This window comes from Streptomyces sp. NPDC104202, assembly GCF_055584185.1.
This window is the reverse complement of sequence record NZ_JBVJMN010000063.1, coordinates 11,795-27,554: the sequence shown is the minus strand read 5'-3', so window position 1 is coordinate 27,554 and position 15,760 is coordinate 11,795. Positions and strand designations below refer to the sequence as shown.

13 protein-coding genes are annotated in these 15,760 nt (G+C 72.5%); 7 read left to right on the top strand and 6 right to left on the bottom strand.

The window, feature by feature from the left end; translation table 11 throughout:
• Window positions 1-72 precede the first annotated feature (72 nt).
• Window positions 73-690 (top strand): class F sortase, encoded by a 618-nt coding sequence (locus ACZ60W_RS30695; RefSeq protein WP_469758661.1) that lies wholly within the window; start codon window positions 73-75, stop codon window positions 688-690.
• Between the two features lie 9 nt (window positions 691-699).
• Here ACZ60W_RS30695 and ACZ60W_RS30690 read toward each other — a convergent pair whose 3' ends face one another.
• Both ACZ60W_RS30690 and ACZ60W_RS30685 read right to left on the bottom strand, forming a co-directional pair.
• A complete protein-coding gene (locus ACZ60W_RS30690; RefSeq protein WP_469758660.1) occupies window positions 700-1,485 on the bottom strand; it encodes a sulfite exporter TauE/SafE family protein in 786 nt (261 codons plus the stop codon).
• 221 nt (window positions 1,486-1,706) lie between these two features.
• Window positions 1,707-2,981, bottom strand: coding sequence for a ferredoxin reductase family protein (locus ACZ60W_RS30685; protein WP_469758682.1), 1,275 nt, complete (start codon window positions 2,979-2,981; stop codon window positions 1,707-1,709).
• 374 nt (window positions 2,982-3,355) lie between these two features.
• Here ACZ60W_RS30685 and ACZ60W_RS30680 point away from each other — a divergent pair, with 374 nt between their 5' ends.
• From ACZ60W_RS30680 to ACZ60W_RS30660, 5 genes are all read left to right on the top strand, one after another.
• Complete coding sequence (locus ACZ60W_RS30680; protein ID WP_469758659.1) at window positions 3,356-4,564, top strand: NAD(P)/FAD-dependent oxidoreductase; 1,209 nt, start codon at window positions 3,356-3,358, stop codon at window positions 4,562-4,564.
• 1 nt (window position 4,565) lies between these two features.
• A complete protein-coding gene (gene nirB / locus ACZ60W_RS30675) occupies window positions 4,566-7,112 on the top strand; it encodes a nitrite reductase large subunit NirB (protein ID WP_469758658.1) in 2,547 nt (848 codons plus the stop codon).
• A complete protein-coding gene (gene nirD / locus ACZ60W_RS30670) occupies window positions 7,109-7,462 on the top strand; it encodes a nitrite reductase small subunit NirD (RefSeq protein ID WP_469758657.1) in 354 nt (117 codons plus the stop codon). Before nirB ends, nirD begins: the two co-directional genes overlap by 4 nt.
• Before the next feature lie 37 nt (window positions 7,463-7,499).
• Window positions 7,500-8,084, top strand: a complete 585-nt coding sequence (locus tag ACZ60W_RS30665) for a TetR/AcrR family transcriptional regulator (protein ID WP_469758656.1) — start codon at window positions 7,500-7,502, stop codon at window positions 8,082-8,084.
• An 89-nt stretch (window positions 8,085-8,173) separates the two neighbouring features.
• Window positions 8,174-8,935, top strand: coding sequence for an SDR family NAD(P)-dependent oxidoreductase (locus ACZ60W_RS30660; protein WP_469758655.1), 762 nt, complete (start codon window positions 8,174-8,176; stop codon window positions 8,933-8,935).
• 12 nt (window positions 8,936-8,947) lie between these two features.
• Here the strand turns inward: ACZ60W_RS30660 and ACZ60W_RS30655 are convergent, their stop codons facing one another.
• A complete protein-coding gene (locus tag ACZ60W_RS30655; RefSeq protein ID WP_469758654.1) occupies window positions 8,948-9,364 on the bottom strand; it encodes a VOC family protein in 417 nt (138 codons plus the stop codon).
• An 89-nt stretch (window positions 9,365-9,453) separates the two neighbouring features.
• Window positions 9,454-9,939 carry a group III truncated hemoglobin gene (locus ACZ60W_RS30650; protein ID WP_469758653.1) on the bottom strand — a complete coding sequence of 162 codons (486 nt, stop codon included), beginning with the start codon at window positions 9,937-9,939 and terminating at the stop codon, window positions 9,454-9,456.
• Window positions 9,940-10,119: 180 nt separating this feature from the next.
• On the opposite strand from ACZ60W_RS30650, the gene ACZ60W_RS30645 reads away from it, so the two are divergent.
• The gene (locus ACZ60W_RS30645; protein ID WP_469758652.1) at window positions 10,120-11,277 is read left to right on the top strand and encodes an alkaline phosphatase PhoX; all 1,158 of its coding nucleotides are present in this window, start codon (window positions 10,120-10,122) and stop codon (window positions 11,275-11,277) included.
• Here ACZ60W_RS30645 and ACZ60W_RS30640 read toward each other — a convergent pair.
• Complete coding sequence (locus ACZ60W_RS30640) at window positions 11,247-12,281, bottom strand: ArsR/SmtB family transcription factor (protein ID WP_469758651.1); 1,035 nt, start codon at window positions 12,279-12,281, stop codon at window positions 11,247-11,249. The two genes, ACZ60W_RS30645 and ACZ60W_RS30640, sit on opposite strands and share 31 nt — an antisense overlap.
• Before the next feature lie 610 nt (window positions 12,282-12,891).
• Window positions 12,892-15,603: a pyruvate, phosphate dikinase gene (ppdK, locus tag ACZ60W_RS30635; protein WP_469758650.1), complete on the bottom strand. Its 2,712-nt coding sequence runs from the start codon at window positions 15,601-15,603 to the stop codon at window positions 12,892-12,894.
• Window positions 15,604-15,760 lie beyond the last annotated feature (157 nt).

Here is a 15,760-nt window from a genome sequence, read left to right as displayed (position 1 = left end):
GAGCGCCCGAACACGGCTCGGCGGGGGCAGGGCCACACGCGGCACGCCGCACGGGACTGCGAAGGATTCCAGGTGAGCAACAGGACCAAGGGCTGGGGCATAGCCGTGGCCGCCTGCGTCGGACTCTGGCTCGTCCAGAACGGCTCGGAGAACGTCACCCCGCCCGTGCCGTCGGCCGCCCAGGCGTTCGCCGCCGGGCCGAGCGTGCACACCGACGCGGCCGCCGATCCGCTGCCGCCGTCGGCGCCCGTGCGGCTGCGCATCCCGGAGACCGACGTCGACACCCCGATGATGGGGCTCGGCATCGGCGAGAACGGCGCCCTCGACGTGCCGCCGGCCGGGAACCGGAACATGGCCGGCTGGTACGAGAACGGCACCACGCCCGGCGCGAAGGGCACCGCGATCGTCGCGGGCCACGTCGACAACGCCGACGGCCCCGCCGTGTTCTACACGCTGGGCGCGCTGAAGAAGGGCCACCGGATCGAGGTAGACCGCGAGGACGGCCGGACCGCCGTGTTCACCGTCGACGCGGTCGAGGTCTACGGCAACGCCGACTTCCCGAACGACAAGGTCTACGACGAGGCGGACCGCGCCGAGATCCGGGTGATCACCTGTGGCGGCGGCTTCTCGAAGAAGAACGGCTACCAGGGGAACGTGGTCGCCTTCGGCCATCTGATCGGGGTGCGGTAGCCCCGGGCGTCACGCCCACTGGTCGAAGGCGAGCTTCGCGACCAGCGAGAGGACCACGACGAGCAGGACCCCGCGGACGAACTCGGCGCCCTTGCTCAGGGCCATCCGCGCGCCGACCATGCCGCCCGCCAGGTTGAAGACGGCCATGACGGCGGCCAGCTGCCAGTAGACGCTGCCCTGGTAGGCGAACATCGCGAGGGCGCCCGCGTTGGTGCACACGTTGACGATCTTGGCGGTCGCGGAGGCCGTCACCAGGTCCAGGTGGAGCACGGCCGTCAGCGCCAGGACGAGGAAGGTGCCGGTGCCCGGGCCGAACAGGCCGTCGTAGAAGCCGATGCCGCCGCCGACGACCACGATCGCGGTGACGATCCGGGCCCGGGTCAGCGGCGCCCGGTCCGCCCCCGCGGCCATCGCGCCGAAGGACGGCCGCAGCATCACGAACGCGGCGACCGCGAGCAGCACCACCATGATCACCGGGCGCAGCACCTCGCTGCTGATGCCGGCCGCGAAGAAGGCGCCTCCCATGGAGCCGGCGAGCGCCGCGAGCCCGATCCGCACCGCCGTCCAGACCTGCACGGGCGCCTTGCGGACGTAGGTGACGGCGGCCCCGGTGGTGCCCACGATGGCGACGGCCTTGTTGGTGCCGAGGATGTGCGAGGCCGGCACGTGCGGGACCCCGAGGAGGAGGGCGGGCAGCAGGAGCAGTCCACCGCCGCCGACCACGGCGTCGATCCAGCCCGCCACGAGCGCGGCGAGGCACAGCAGGACAAGGGTGGTCAGCGATATCTCGGGCATGGCCGTGAGCCTAGGGAGAAGATGGATGGCCCGTCCATCGATCCCCTCATCGTTGAGCTAGCTCTGAGGTTGCCGCGCCCGGTTCGCGGTCGGGCGCCGGGGGCGCGGCGGGCGTGACGGAGGCGGTGAGGAGGGTCGCGGCGAGCGCCCCGGCGCCGAGGAGTCCGGCCGCGAGCCGGCGGCGGGTCCGCTGGACCGGGGAGACGCGCGCGGCGCCGTGTCTAGGCATGGTCGAAGTCCTCGCTGTGGATGCGGGAGGCCGGCACGCCGGCCCGGATCAGGGAGTCGGTCGCGGCCCGGGCCATGGCGGGCGGGCCGCACAGGTAGACGTCGTGGGCGGCGATGTCGGGCACGAGGTGGCGCAGGGCGCGGGGCGCGAGGGGGTCGAAGGCGCCGTCCGAGGGGCCGAGCAGGAAGTGCAGGGCGGCCCGCCGTTCGCGGGCGATGGCCTCCAGTTCGGCGCGCAGGACGAGCCCGGTCTCGTCGGAGGCGCGGTAGAGGAGGGTGAGGTCGCCGGGCCCGCCGGGCAGGGTCTCGAAGAGGGCGCGCATCGGGGTGATGCCGACGCCGCCGGCGAGGAGCAGGACCTTGCGGCGGGTGCGGCGGTGGGCGGTGAGGGCACCGAACGGGCCGGTGGCCAGGACCCGGGTGCCGGGGCGCAGCCGCCGGATGCGGCGGGTGTGGTCGCCGAGCGCCTTGACGGTGATCCGCAGGGTGTCGTCGCGGACGGGCGCGGAGAGGGAGAAGGGCAGGGCGGTCGCCCAGAGGCCACGGCGCAGGAAGCGCCAGCGGAAGAACTGGCCGGGTTCGGCGTGGAGCCGGGCCACTCCCCTGCCCCGGACCAGGACGGAGAAGACGCCGGGCCCCTCGCCGCGCACCTCGACGACCCGCAGGTCGTGGCGGAGCGCGGCCCGTACGGGGACGACGAGCCGGTACCAGAGGAGGAGGACGGCGACGGTGGCGTGGGCCATCGACCAGAGCCAGCGGGTGAGGAGGCTGGAGGCGAGGTCGGGGCCGGCGAGCTGGTGGACGAAGCCGAGGGCGGCGGCGAGGAGGGCGCCGAGGTGGACGGCCCGCCAGGTCTCGTGGCGGACGCGGCCGCGGACGGCGCGGGCGGAGGTCACGCCGACGGCGACGAGGAGACCGGTGCCGGCGGTGGCCGCGGCGATGGCCCCGTAGGAGAGGAGGCCGTCGGTGGCGGTGACGAGGTCGGTGCCCGTGTGGACGGCGTAGCCGCAGAGGGCGAGGACGGCGTGGGCGCCGATGAGGCCGAGGACGTGCCGTCCGCCGCGGGAGTGCCACCGGGCGAGCCGGTCGGCGCCGACGCCGTGCTCGACGGCCGGTATCCGGGCCATGAGCAGGAGGAGGACGAGGACGCCGTATCCGGCGAGGAGGCCGGTGAGGTGGGCGCCGGTCGCGAACAGCGCGTCGAGGCGGGCGGAGGGGCGGGCCTGGACCCCCCAGAGGAGGGCGAGGGCTCCGGCGCCGGCGAGGATCGCGTTCCGCAGCCGTTCGGGGGCGAGCCTGAGCGCCGGGACGGGGTGGGGCGCGGGCGCCGGGGCGGGACGGGGGCCCGGGCCGGGCGCCGGGGCGGCCTCCGGCGCGGGGGACGGCTCGGTGCGCAGCGGCACGTAGAGGGGGTGGTGGCTGGCCTCGGTGGTCACATCCGGCACCCTAGGTCCGTCCGTATACGGGAATCCGCAGCTCAGTCCGGTCCCCCGCATCCTTAAGGCGGGCTTGAGCCGAGGCTGACCGCCGGTTAATGCTTCCGGTCCCTCACAGCGCGCCGGGCCGGGGACGGAGATCAGCGTTCCGTACGGGAAACAGTCGGGATGCCGTCGGGAAACACCGGCCGCGCACTCTTCCGGGTATGAGTACACGGATCGTGGTGGTCGGGGGCGGAACGGCGGGCGCCCGGCTCGCCCAGCGCCTGCCCGTCACCCTCCTCGGCGAGGAGCGGCACGCACCCTACAACAGGGTGCTGCTCGCCGACGTCCTCGCCGGACGGTACGCCCCCGAGGTGATCGCCCTGCCGGAGGCCCGCGAGCCGGTCCGGCTCGGGGTCCGGGCGGTGCGGATCGACCGTGCGGCACGGACCGTCGCCTGCGCGGACGGCTCGCTCGTCGGCTACGACCGGCTGGTCCTGGCCACCGGCTCCAACCCGGTGCTGCCGCCGCTGCGCGGACTGCGCGGGGCGGCGCTGCCGGAGGGCGTCCACCCCTTCCGCACGCTCGACGACTGCCTGGAGCTGCGCTCCGTGGTCCGGCCGGGCGTGCGGGCGGTCGTCATCGGCGGCGGGCTCCTCGGGGTCTCGGCGGCCAGGGCGCTGGCGGCGCTCGGCGCGGAGGTCGTCCTCACCCAGCAGGGCGAGCGGCTGATGGAGCGCCAGCTCGACGTCCACGCGTCGGCGCTCCTGCGGGAGCACGTCGAGTCCCTCGGCGTCGAGGTGCACACGGAGTGCCGGGTGAGCGGGCTGCGGCAGCGGGACGGGGCGGTCACGGCGGTCGAACTCGCCGACGGCTTCGTGCTCGACGCCCAGGTCGTCGTCCTGGCCTGCGGGGTGCGCCCCCGGGTGGCCCTGGCCCGGGAGGCGGGGCTCGACGTCGCCGGCGGGATCGTGGTCGACGACGAGCTGCGGACCTCCGACCCGTACATCCACGCGGTCGGCGACTGCGCGGAGCACGGCGGACGGAACTACGGGCTCGCCGGGCCGGCCCTCGAACAGGCCGACGTGCTCGCCGACCTGCTCCTGGCGGAGACGGCCGCCGCCCCGGCGGCGGCCACCGCCCGCTACACCGGGACCCGGGCGCTCACCCGGCTCACGCTCGGCGGTGCGCAGCCGCTGGACCTCGCCGCGTTCGGCGAGGTCACGGCCCGGCCGGGCGACGACGTCGTCCAGCTGACCGACGCGACGCGCAGCGCCTACCGCAAGGTCGTCGTCCGCGGTGACCGGCTCGTCGGGGGCGTCCTCCTCGGCGATCTGGCCGCGGTCGGCTCGCTCGCCCAGGCGTGGGAGGGCGACGAAGCCCTTCCCGACGCCCCCCTGCTCCACCTGCTCACCCACGACGGAGGCTCCTGACATGAGCGCTGACATGACCGCGCACACCCCGACGATCGTCCTGGTCGGCCACGGAATGGTCGGCCAGCGGTTCCTGGAGGCCCTCGCCGACCGTGGCGTCACCGAGCGGGCCCGGATCGTGGTCCTCTGCGAGGAGCCCCGCCCGGCCTACGACCGTGTGCAGCTGACCTCGTACTTCTCGGGCCGGACGCCCGACGACCTGTCGATGGTCGAGGCCGGGTTCATGGAGAAGCACGGCATCGAGCTGTACGTCGGGGACCCGGGCGAGTCGGTGGACCGGGAGGCCCGCACGGTCACCGCCCGCTCCGGGCGGGTCTTCGCCTACGACGCGCTCGTCCTGGCCACCGGCTCCTACCCCTTCGTCCCGCCGGTGCCGGGCAAGGACGCGCGCGGCTGCTTCGTCTACCGCACGATCGAGGACCTGCTCGCGATCGAGGAGTACGCGAAGACGGCGACGACCGGCGCGGTCGTCGGCGGCGGTCTGCTCGGCCTGGAGGCGGCGGGCGCGCTCAAGGGGCTCGGACTCGACACGCACGTGGTGGAGTTCGCGCCGCGGCTGATGCCGGTGCAGGTCGACGAGGGCGGCGGCGCGGCCCTGCTGCGGACGATCGAGCGGATGGGGCTGAGCGTCCACACCGGGACGGGCACGCAGGAGGTCGTGACCGCCGACGGCGCCGTGACGGGGATGCGGCTCTCGGACGGTTCCGAACTCGCCACGGACATGGTGGTGTTCTCGGCGGGCGTCCGCCCGCGCGACCAGCTGGCCCGCGACTGCGGCCTCACGGTCGGCGAGCGCGGCGGCATCGCGGTCGACGAGCAGTGCCGCACCTCCGACCCGGCGGTCTTCGCGATCGGCGAGTGCGCGCTCGCCTCCGACGGGCGGGTCTACGGCCTGGTGGCGCCGGGGTACGAGATGGCGCAGACGGCGGCCTCGGTCCTGGCCGAGGAGGCCGGCGACGGGTTCACCGGCGCCGACATGTCGACCAAGCTGAAGCTGCTCGGCGTGGACGTGGCCTCCTTCGGCGACGCGCACGGCACGGCCGAGGGCTGCCTCGACGTCGTCTACTCGGACTCCCGCTCGGGCGTGTACAAGAAGCTGGTGATCTCCGGCGACGGGGTGCTGCTCGGCGGTGTCCTGGTCGGTGACGCCGAGCAGTACGGACTGCTGCGCCCGCTGACCGGCACCGTGCCGCCCGTCTCGCCGGAGCAGCTGGTGCTCCCGGCGGGTGCGGGGGCGCCGGTGGCGCTGGGCCCGTCGGCGCTGCCGGACGACGCGGTGATCTGCTCCTGCCACAACGTCACGAAGCACGCGATCGGCCAGTGCTCCTCGCTGCCCGAGGTGAAGAAGTGCACCAAGGCGGGTACGGGCTGCGGCAGTTGCGTCAAGGTGATCGAGAAGCTGCTCCCGGCGGCCAAGGACAAGGGGCTCTGCGGCTGCTTCTCGTACACCCGGAGCGAGCTGTACGAGATCGCCCGCACCCTGCGGGTGACCTCCTTCGCGGCGCTGCTCGACTCGCACGGCAGGGACGCGGCGAAGGGCGGGGAGGGCTGCGAGGTCTGCAAGCCGACCGTCGGCTCGATCCTGGCCTCCCTGAACAACGGCTACATCCTCGACGGCGAGCAGGCGTCGCTCCAGGACACCAACGACCACTTCCTCGCCAACATGCAGCGCAACGGCTCCTATTCGGTGGTGCCGCGCATCCCGGGCGGCGAGATCACCCCGGACAAGCTGATCGTGATCGGCGAGGTGGCGCGGGACTTCGGGCTCTACACGAAGATCACCGGCGGCCAGCGGATCGACCTGTTCGGCGCGCGGGTGGACCAGCTGCCCTCGATCTGGACCCGGCTGGTGGACGCGGGCTTCGAGTCCGGGCACGCGTACGGCAAGTCGCTGCGCACGGTGAAGTCCTGCGTCGGGCAGACCTGGTGCCGCTACGGCGTCCAGGACTCGGTGCGGATGGCGATCCAGCTGGAGCTGCGCTACCGGGGCCTGCGCGCCCCGCACAAGCTGAAGTCGGCGGTCTCCGGTTGCGCCCGCGAGTGCGCGGAGGCCCAGTCGAAGGACTTCGGGATCATCGCGACGGCGAACGGCTGGAACCTGTACGTCGGCGGGAACGGCGGCGCGACCCCGCGCCACGCGGACCTGCTCGCCCAGGACCTCTCGGACGCCGAACTGATCCGTCTCATCGACCGGTTCCTGATGTTCTACATCCGGACGGCGGACCGCCTGGAGCGGACGTCGACCTGGCTGGAGCGGCTGGAGGGCGGTCTCGACCACCTCAAGGACGTGGTGGTGCACGACTCGCTCGGGCTCTGCGCGGAGCTGGAGGCGCTGATGGCGGCCCACGTCGAGGGCTACCAGGACGAGTGGGCGCAGACCCTGGACGACCCGGACCGGCTGCGGCGGTTCGTCTCCTTCGTGAACGCCCCGGACGCGCCGGACCCGTCGGTCCGGTTCGTGCCGGAGCGCGACCAGATCAAGCCGGACCTCACGGTCCTGACCCTCGGACCGACGATCAGCACGCTGGAAGGGGCTTCCTCCCGATGACGACTCTCACCGAACGCACCACGGCCATGCTCGAACTCTCCCCCGCCGCCGACGCGTGGATGACGGTCTGCGAGGAGGCCCGGCTGACCCCGGGCCGGGGCATGGCGGCCCTCCTGCCGGACGGCCGGCAGGCGGCGGTCTTCCGCGACCGGTCGGGTCGGGTGTACGCGATCGACAACCGCGACCCGTTCACCGGGGCGCAGGTGCTCGCCCGGGGGCTCGTGGGCTCGGCGGAGGGGCGGCCGTTCGTGGCCTCGCCGCTCCTGAAGCAGCGGTTCGACCTGGAGACGGGCCGCTGTCTGGACGACGACGAGGTGGCGGTGGCGGTCTATCCGGTCCGCAGCCACTGACTTGACCGATCGTTCCAGATAATCGTACGGTCCTGCCATGGCCAGGACCAAGGAATTCGATCCGGACGCCGCGCTCCAGGCAGCCCTCGAACTGTTCTGGGCGCGCGGCTACGAGGCGACGACGATGTCGGAGCTCGTGGAGCACCTCGGCATCGGCCGCGCGAGCGTCTACGCGACCTTCGGGAGCAAGCACGAGCTGTACCTGAGGGCGATGGACCGCTACCTGGAGACGCGGGACCCGCTGATCGTCGAGGAGCTGTCCGCGCCGGGCCCGGCCCTGCCGGCCGTCCGGTCCCTGGTCCGCCGCTTCGCCGCCGAGGCGGCGACCGAGGGAGAGCGGCTGAACGGCTGCTTCGTCACCAACTCGGCGGCGGAGCTGGGCCCGCACGACCCGGCGGTCGCCCGCCGGGTGGAGCTCAGCTGGGAGCAGATCGAGACCCTGCTGTACGCGGCCCTCACCCGGGCGCGCGCCGGGGGCGAGCTGCCGGCCGACCGCGATCCGCGGGCCCTGGCACGGATGCTGCTCGTCCTGATGCAGGGCATCCGGGTGGTCGGCAAGGCGTCGAGCGACCCGGGACGGGTCGGGGACGCGGCGGAACAGGCACTGCGCCTGCTGGACTGAGGGACGGGCGCCCACCGGGGCGCCTTTTCTCGGACCTCATTATGGAACGTACGGTCAAGTTCACCACACCACTCCAGGGAGAGCCCCTCATGTCCGCTCGCTTCACCGGCCGCACCGTCCTCGTCACCGGCGCCGGCTCCGGCCTCGGCCGGGCCATCGCGCTCGCCTTCGCCGCCGAGGGGGCCCGGGTCGTCGTCGCCGGCCGCACCGCCGCACCCCTCGCCGCGACCGTGGCGCTGATCGAGGCCGCCGGAGGGACCGCGGCCGCCGTCACCGCCGACGTGGCGAGCGCCGAGTCGACCCGGGAGCTGGTGCGCAGCACGGTCGCCCTCTACGGCGGCCTCGACGTCGCCGTGAACAACGCCGGGGTCTTCCGCGGCGGACACAGCGCCGCCGACTTCCCGCTGGAGGACTGGCGGACGCTGCTGGACACCAACGTGACGGGGACGCTGCACGCCCTCCAGGCCGAGGTGGGGCACATGCGCGCGCACGGCGGCGGTGCCATCGTGAACATCGCGTCCAACCTGGGCCCGCACGTCCGGGTCCCCGGCGTCTTCGGCTACCAGGTCTCCAAGGCGGCCGTCTCGGCGCTCACCAGGGCCGCGGCCCTGGACCACATCGCCGACGGGGTCCGGATCAACGCGGTCAGCCCCGGAGCCTCGGAGTCCTCGATGTCGCTGCTGCCCGGCGAGTCCGAGGCCGAGCGGGAGGTCCGCATGAAGGAGCAGTCGCCGCTCGGCCGCATCTCCTCCGCCGCCGAGGTGGCGGCGGCCGTCCTGTACCTCGCCTCGGACGACGCGGCCTCCGCCGTCGGCACCGACCTGGTGATCGACGGCGGCGTGTCGGCCTGATCCCCCGCCGGTTCAGCCCTGGGCGACCGCCGCCGGGTCCATCCAGAAGACCTCCCAGTGGTGGCCGTCCAGGTCGGTGAAGGACCGGCCGTACATGTGACCGAGGTCCATCGGCTCCTTCGCCGGGCCGCCGCCGGCGGCGAGGGCGGCGTCGGCCAGCCGGTCGACCTCGGCGCGGCTCTCGGCGCTCAGCGTCACCAGCACCTCGGTGGTCCGGATGGCGTCGGCGATCTCCTTGCCCGGCGCCATGAAGGAAGCGAACTTCGGCTCCTCCAACAGCATCGCGAAGATCGTGTCGCTGAAGACCACACACGCGGTGGTGTCGTCGCTGAACTGCGGGTTGGACGAGTAGCCGAGCTTCTCGAAGAAGGCCTTGCTGGCGTCGACGTCCTTGACGGGCAGGTTCACGAAGATCATCTGCGGGGCCATGGTGCTCTCTCCTCCATCGTGCGGTGCTGTCGAGAGGTAGGACGGACCCGCCCCCGGAACTCATCGCTCTCCGGGGAAATTCTTTTCGCTCAGGCGACGGAGCGCAGCTCCAGGGCGGCCAGCGGTACGAACCCGCCGCCCCCGCCGCCGGTCGGCGCCGCGGGCCCGGCCAGCCGCCGCAGCATCGCCAGGGCGATCCGCTCCCCCTGCGCCTTGGCCCGCTCGGCCCGCGGCCCCCGGTGCAGCCCGTCGACGCTCGCGTGCCAGAGCTGGACCCAGCGGCCGAAGTGCGCGGCGGTCAGCGGCCGGGCGGTGTGGAGCGCGGCGTGCGGGGCGAACGCGTCCCGCCCGTAGGCGGCGGTGCGGAAGAGGGCGCGCTCCCAGAAGTCGGCGATGCGCGGCAGGTGGACCTCCAGGTCGGTGCCGGCGATCTCGGTGAAGAAGGGCCCGATGAGCGGGTCGGCGAAGGCGGCGCCGTAGAAGCGGCGCAGCAGCACGTCGAGGTCCTCGCGGCCTCCGATGTCCTCACGGCCGCGGAGCCCGTCGCGGCCGGCGGTGTCCCGGGTGGCGTTCATGCCGTCCAGTGTGCCCCGGGCGGCTGCGCTCCCCCAGTGCCGAAGGTCCCGGCTCCCGCCGCCTCCGCTTCACCGCTTGTTGATGCCCTGTCAACGCCAGACTCCTAGGTTCCGGAAGCGCGCGACCCCGTCGCCGACCGGCATGGCGGGGCGGTTCACCACCCTTCTCAGGAGTGAGACGTGGAGCGACGCAGTTTCCTGCGTGGAGCGGTCATCGGCACGTCGGTCGCCGCCTTCGGCGGCAGCCTGTGGCACGGAGCGGCCTTCGCCGCCCCGGCCCAGCCCGGAGCCGGCCCCTACGGGGCGCTCGGCGCGGCGGACGCGAACGGCATCCAGCTTCCGGCCGGGTTCACCAGCCGGGTGATCGCCCGGTCGGGCCAGACGGTGACCGGCACCTCGTACGCCTGGCACAGCGCGCCCGACGGCGGGGCCTGCTTCGTCGACGGCACCGGCTGGATCTACGTGTCGAACTCGGAGATCAACCCGAGCGGCGGCGCGAGCGCGGTGCGCTTCGACGCGGCGGGCACGGTCACCGGCGCCTACCGCATCCTCTCCGGCACCCGGCAGAACTGCGCGGGCGGCAAGACGCCGTGGAACACCTGGCTGTCCTGCGAGGAGGTGTCCCTGGGCTACGTCTACGAGACGAATCCGTGGGGCGGCACCGCGACCCGCCGGGACGCGATGGGCCGCTTCAAGCACGAGGCGGCGGCGGCCGACCCGGTGCGCAAGGCGGTCTACCTGACCGAGGACGAGACGGACGGCTGCTTCTACCGCTTCCTCCCCACCACCTGGGGCAACCTCTCCTCCGGCACCCTCCAGGTCTTCAAGGCGTCCACCGCCACCTCCGGCACCTTCACCTGGCAGAACGTGCCCGACCCGGACGGCTCCCCGACCGTCACCCGCAACCAGGTCTCCGGCGCCAAGCGGTTCAACGGCGGCGAGGGCTGCTACTACGCGAACGACACCGTCTGGTTCACCACCAAGGGCGACAACCGCGTCTGGCAGGTGAACCTGGCGGCCGGGACGTACGAGCTGGCCTACGACGACTCGCTGGTCACCGGCGGCGGCGCCCCGCTGACCGGGGTGGACAACATCACGGGCACCTCCTCCGGCGACCTGTTCGTCGCGGAGGACGGCGGCAGCATGGAGATCTGCGTGATCACCCCGGACGACGTCGTCGCGCCGTTCCTGCGGATCACGGGCCAGTCCTCCTCCGAGATCACCGGGCCGGCCTTCTCCCCCGACGGCACACGGCTGTACTTCTCCAGCCAGCGCGGCACCAGCGGCAGTTCCTCCGGCGGCATCACCTACGAGGTGACCGGCCCGTTCCGGGCGTAGTCGCCCGTGTAGCAGCGCAGGTCCACCGGCCGTTGGGCGCCGCCGAGCAGGGCGGCGCCCAACGGCGTCAGGGTGTGCAGGACCGCGTTGCCGTTGCGGAGGGTCGCGATGAGCCCGGCCTCCCGCAGGACGCCCGCGTGCTGGCTCGCCGAGGCGAGGGACACGCCGGCCCGGCGCGCGAGCTCGCTCGTGGTCCCGCCGTCACCGATGGCGTGCAGGACGGCGGAGCGGGTCTGGCCGACCAGCTTGGCCAGCGAGGAGCCGCCCGGCGAGCGGACGGTCGGCGCCTCGCCGTGGGTGACCGGGTAGACCAGGACCGGCGGCAGCGCGGGGTCGCGCAGCACGACCGGGGTCCCGCGGCAGAAGTAGGAGGGCTGGAGCAGCAGCCCCCGCCCGTCGAGGTGGACGTCCCGGTCGACCGGGTAGTCGGCCTCCAGGACGGGCGCCCGCCAGCGCAGCATCGGCGGCAGCGAGGCCAGGAGTTCGTCGGCCCCGCCGTCGAGCAGGGCCCGGCCGCGCCGGGCCCGGTCGGCCTCCACCTGGGCCCGGATGTGCGGCCAGTACGGCTCGATGGCGGCCCGGTGGTAGCCGCGCAGGGCCCCCACGAGCCGGTCGAAGGGCTCCGCTCCGCCGTCGGCGAGGGCCCGCAGCGAGTGGGGCACGGTCCGGCCGCCGGAGCGGTCGGCGGCGAGCAGCGAGAGCTCTCCGCGGAGCCGTCCGCCGTCGGTCGCGCGGATCGCCTGGAGCCCCTCGTCGAGGCCGCTGACGCCCTCCGCGGGCGTCAGGAAGTCGGGGAAATAGCCGCGGCTGGGCACCAGCGCGGCGAGCAGCCGGGTCTCACCGCCGAGTCTGGTGCGGGTATCCGACCGCCATTCCCCGTAGACCACGGGTCCGCGCCGGTCCCTTAAACGGTGAAAGCTGAGAATCGTTTCCCACAGAACATCCGGCCGGGCGGCGGTCCGCACCCCCGCCAAGTCGTTTCCGGTGAAATGAATCCGCAGCATGACGTCCCCACCTGTGCACTCGCAACCACCCCCGACAACGAGTATGCACAGCATCACTGCACGTTACCAGGGTGTTTCAGCCACAGTTGAAAGGCATCGCGGCAATCGGGGCGGAAACGAAAAGCTGTGCGGGTCGGGCAGGAAACCTTCAGGACCGAGGTGACGTGTCGAAGACCGTGGGGGGCTTTGCGCGTCTGGCGGCGGTCGGCGAGGTTGCGGCTCACCTGCCCGGCATCGGTAAAGGGCGCGGCCTCCGGGTGGGGATCCGGGGGTCGCGCCCGTCCCGTTCTTTGCGGCGCGGAACAGAAAAGTTCAATAGCGAATAATTCAATCGGCCGCAATTGAACAGGAACTCACATCCGATCGACGGCCTCGCGAAATGAGCGGGACGAAAGCCGACGGGACGGACACCTCTGCACAAAGGTGTCCGTCCCGTCGCTGTGATTCCGGGGCCGCCGCCCGCCGGTGAGGGTCGAAAAGTGACCGGCGCCGGCCCCGGTGGTCCTGAGGTTCCGCTGCTGAACCGGGGGTCAGGAGGACCCGACCGTCGCTCCTGACCGCCGGTTCAGCAGGACTCGATGGCCGCTGCTGAACCGTCGTTCAGCACGGCTCAGCGGCTGTCGCTGCCCTTCGCCTCGGCCGCCGCGCGGCCGGCCTCCAGGCGCGCCACCGGGATCCGGAAGGGCGAGCAGGAGACGTAGTCGAGGCCCACCTCGTGGAAGAAGTGCACCGACTCCGGGTCGCCGCCGTGCTCGCCGCAGACACCGAGCTTGATGTCGGGGCGGGTGGCGCGGCCGGCCTCGACGGCGCTGCGGACCAGGGCGCCCACGCCGTCCTTGTCGATGGTCTCGAAGGGGCTGACGCCGAAGATGCCCTTCTCCAGGTACGCGGTGAAGAAGCTGGCCTCCACGTCGTCGCGGGAGAAGCCCCAGACCGTCTGGGTCAGGTCGTTGGTGCCGAAGGAGAAGAACTCCGCGGCCTCGGCGATCTGGCCGGCGGTCACGGCGGCCCGCGGCAGCTCGATCATGGTGCCGAGCGCCAGCTTCAGCTCGACGCCGGTCTGCGCCTGGACCTCGGCGATGACCTGCTCGGCCTCCTCGCGGACGATCTCCAGCTCCTGGACGGTGCCGACGAGCGGGATCATGATCTCCGCACGCGGGTCGCCCTTGGCCTCGACGCGCTGGGCTGCGGCCTCGGCGATCGCCCGGACCTGCATGGTGAACAGGCCGGGGATGACCAGTCCGAGGCGGACGCCGCGCAGACCCAGCATCGGGTTCTGCTCGTGCAGCCGGTGCACGGCCTGGAGCAGGCGCAGGTCGTTCTCGTGCGGCTCCTTGCGGGACTCGGCGAGGGCGACGCGCACCGACAGCTCGGTGATGTCGGGGAGGAACTCGTGCAGCGGCGGGTCGAGCAGCCGGACCGTGACGGGGAGCCCGTCCATGGCCTCGAAGAGCTCGATGAAGTCCTGCTTCTGCAGCGGCAGGAGGGCCTTCAGCGACGCGTCGCGCTCCTCGTCCGTGTCGGCGAGGATGAGGCGCTCGACGTACTGGCGGCGCTCGCCGAGGAACATGTGCTCGGTGCGGCACAGGCCGATGCCCTGGGCGCCGAAGCGGCGGGCGCGCGAGGCGTCCTCGGCGTTGTCGGCGTTGGCGCGGACGCGGAGCCGGCGGACGCGGTCCGCGTAGGCCATGATCCGGTGCACGGCGGCGACGAGTTCGTCGGCGTCGTCGGCGCCGGCGTGCATGCGGCCCTCGAAGTACTCGACGACCGGGGACGGCACGACGGGGACCTCGCCGAGGTACACCTTGCCGGTGGAGCCGTCGATGGAGACGACGTCGCCCTCCTCGACGACCTGGCCGTCGGAGGTGGTCATCCGGCGGCGCTTGGTGTCGACCTCCAGCTCCTCGGCACCGCAGACACAGGTCTTGCCCATGCCGCGGGCGACGACGGCGGCGTGCGAGGTCTTGCCGCCGCGTGAGGTGAGGATGCCCTCGGCGGCGATCATGCCGTCCAGGTCGTCCGGGTTGGTCTCGCGGCGGATCAGGATGACCTTCTCGCCCGAGCGGGACCACTTGACCGCGGTGTAGGAGTCGAAGACGGCCTTGCCGACGGCGGCGCCCGGGGAGGCGGCGATGCCGCGGCCGATCTGCTCGACCTTGGCGTCCTCGTCGAACTTGGGGAACATCAGCTGGGCGAGCTGGGCGCCGTTGACGCGCTGGAGCGCCTCGGCCTCGTCGATGAGGCCCTGGTCCACGAGCTGCGTGGCGATGCGGAAGGCGGCACCGGCGGTGCGCTTGCCGACGCGGGTCTGGAGCATCCAGAGCTGGCCGCGCTCGATGGTGAACTCGATGTCGCAGAGATCCTTGTAGTGGGTCTCCAGCGTCTCCATGATGTGCATGAGCTGGTCGTACGACGTCTTGTCGATCGACTCCAGGTCGGCCAGCGGCACGGTGTTGCGGATGCCGGCGACGACGTCCTCGCCCTGCGCGTTCTGCAGGTAGTCGCCGTAGACGCCGGCGTGGCCGGAGGCGGGGTCGCGGGTGAAGGCGACGCCGGTGCCCGAGTCGGGGCCGAGGTTGCCGAAGACCATCGAGCAGACGTTGACGGCGGTGCCGAGGTCGCCGGGGATGCGCTCCTGGCGGCGGTACAGCTTGGCGCGGTCGGTGTTCCAGGAGTTGAAGACGGCCTCGATGGCGAGGTCCATCTGCTCGCGGGCGTCCTGGGGGAAGTCGCGGCCGGTCTGGGCCTTCACGATCTTCTTGAAGTGCTTGACGACCTTCTTGAGGTCGGCGGCGTCCAGGTCGGTGTCGCTGGCGACCTTCTTCGCGGCCTTGGCCTCGTCGAGGGCCTCCTCGAAGAGCTCGCCGTCGACGTCGAGGACGGTCTTGCCGAACATCTGGATGAGGCGGCGGTAGGAGTCCCACGCGAAGCGCTCGTTGTCGGCCTGGCGGGCCAGGCCGGCCACGGACTCGTCGGAGAGGCCGATGTTCAGGACCGTGTCCATCATGCCCGGCATGGAGAACTTGGCTCCGGAGCGGACGGAGACGAGCAGCGGGTCGTCGGCCTGGCCGAGCTTCTTGCCCATCTGCCGCTCGAGGGCGTCGAGGTGCGCGCTGACCTCGTCGCGGAGCTCGACCGGCTCCGAGCCGCTCTCGAGGTAGACCTTGCACGCCTCGGTGGTGATCGTGAAGCCGGGAGGGACCGGAAGACCGAGGTTGGTCATCTCGGCGAGGTTCGCGCCCTTGCCACCGAGCAGGTCCTTCAGGTCCCTGTTGCCCTCGGTGAAGTCGTACACGAACTTCTGATCATTGTTTTCCGACACGGGTCCCGACTCCTCGATGACTCGGTTGGCTGCCCTGACGGCGAGGAACATACCCAGATCGAAGGCTTCTGGGGAGGTACGCCTACCGGACACTCGGTCTTAACCACCCGTCCGCCAGCACTTCGAAAGTTACCGACCGGAAGCTTCCGCTTTCACG

Bases quoted from the DNA above. Each gene is read 5' to 3' on its own strand.
- ACZ60W_RS30655 (WP_469758654.1), bottom strand. From the start codon at position 9,364: ATGGCCCCGCAGATGATCTTCGTGAACCTGCCCGTCAAGGACGTCGAC.
- ACZ60W_RS30650 (WP_469758653.1), bottom strand. From the start codon at position 9,939: ATGAACGCCACCCGGGACACCGCCGGCCGCGACGGGCTCCGCGGCCGT.
- ACZ60W_RS30690 (WP_469758660.1), bottom strand. From the start codon at position 1,485: ATGCCCGAGATATCGCTGACCACCCTTGTCCTGCTGTGCCTCGCCGCG.
- ACZ60W_RS30665 (WP_469758656.1), top strand. From the start codon at position 7,500: ATGGCCAGGACCAAGGAATTCGATCCGGACGCCGCGCTCCAGGCAGCC.
- ACZ60W_RS30660 (WP_469758655.1), top strand. From the start codon at position 8,174: ATGTCCGCTCGCTTCACCGGCCGCACCGTCCTCGTCACCGGCGCCGGC.
- nirB (WP_469758658.1), top strand. From the start codon at position 4,566: ATGAGCGCTGACATGACCGCGCACACCCCGACGATCGTCCTGGTCGGC.
- ACZ60W_RS30680 (WP_469758659.1), top strand. From the start codon at position 3,356: ATGAGTACACGGATCGTGGTGGTCGGGGGCGGAACGGCGGGCGCCCGG.
- nirD (WP_469758657.1), top strand. From the start codon at position 7,109: ATGACGACTCTCACCGAACGCACCACGGCCATGCTCGAACTCTCCCCC.
- ACZ60W_RS30640 (WP_469758651.1), bottom strand. From the start codon at position 12,281: ATGCTGCGGATTCATTTCACCGGAAACGACTTGGCGGGGGTGCGGACC.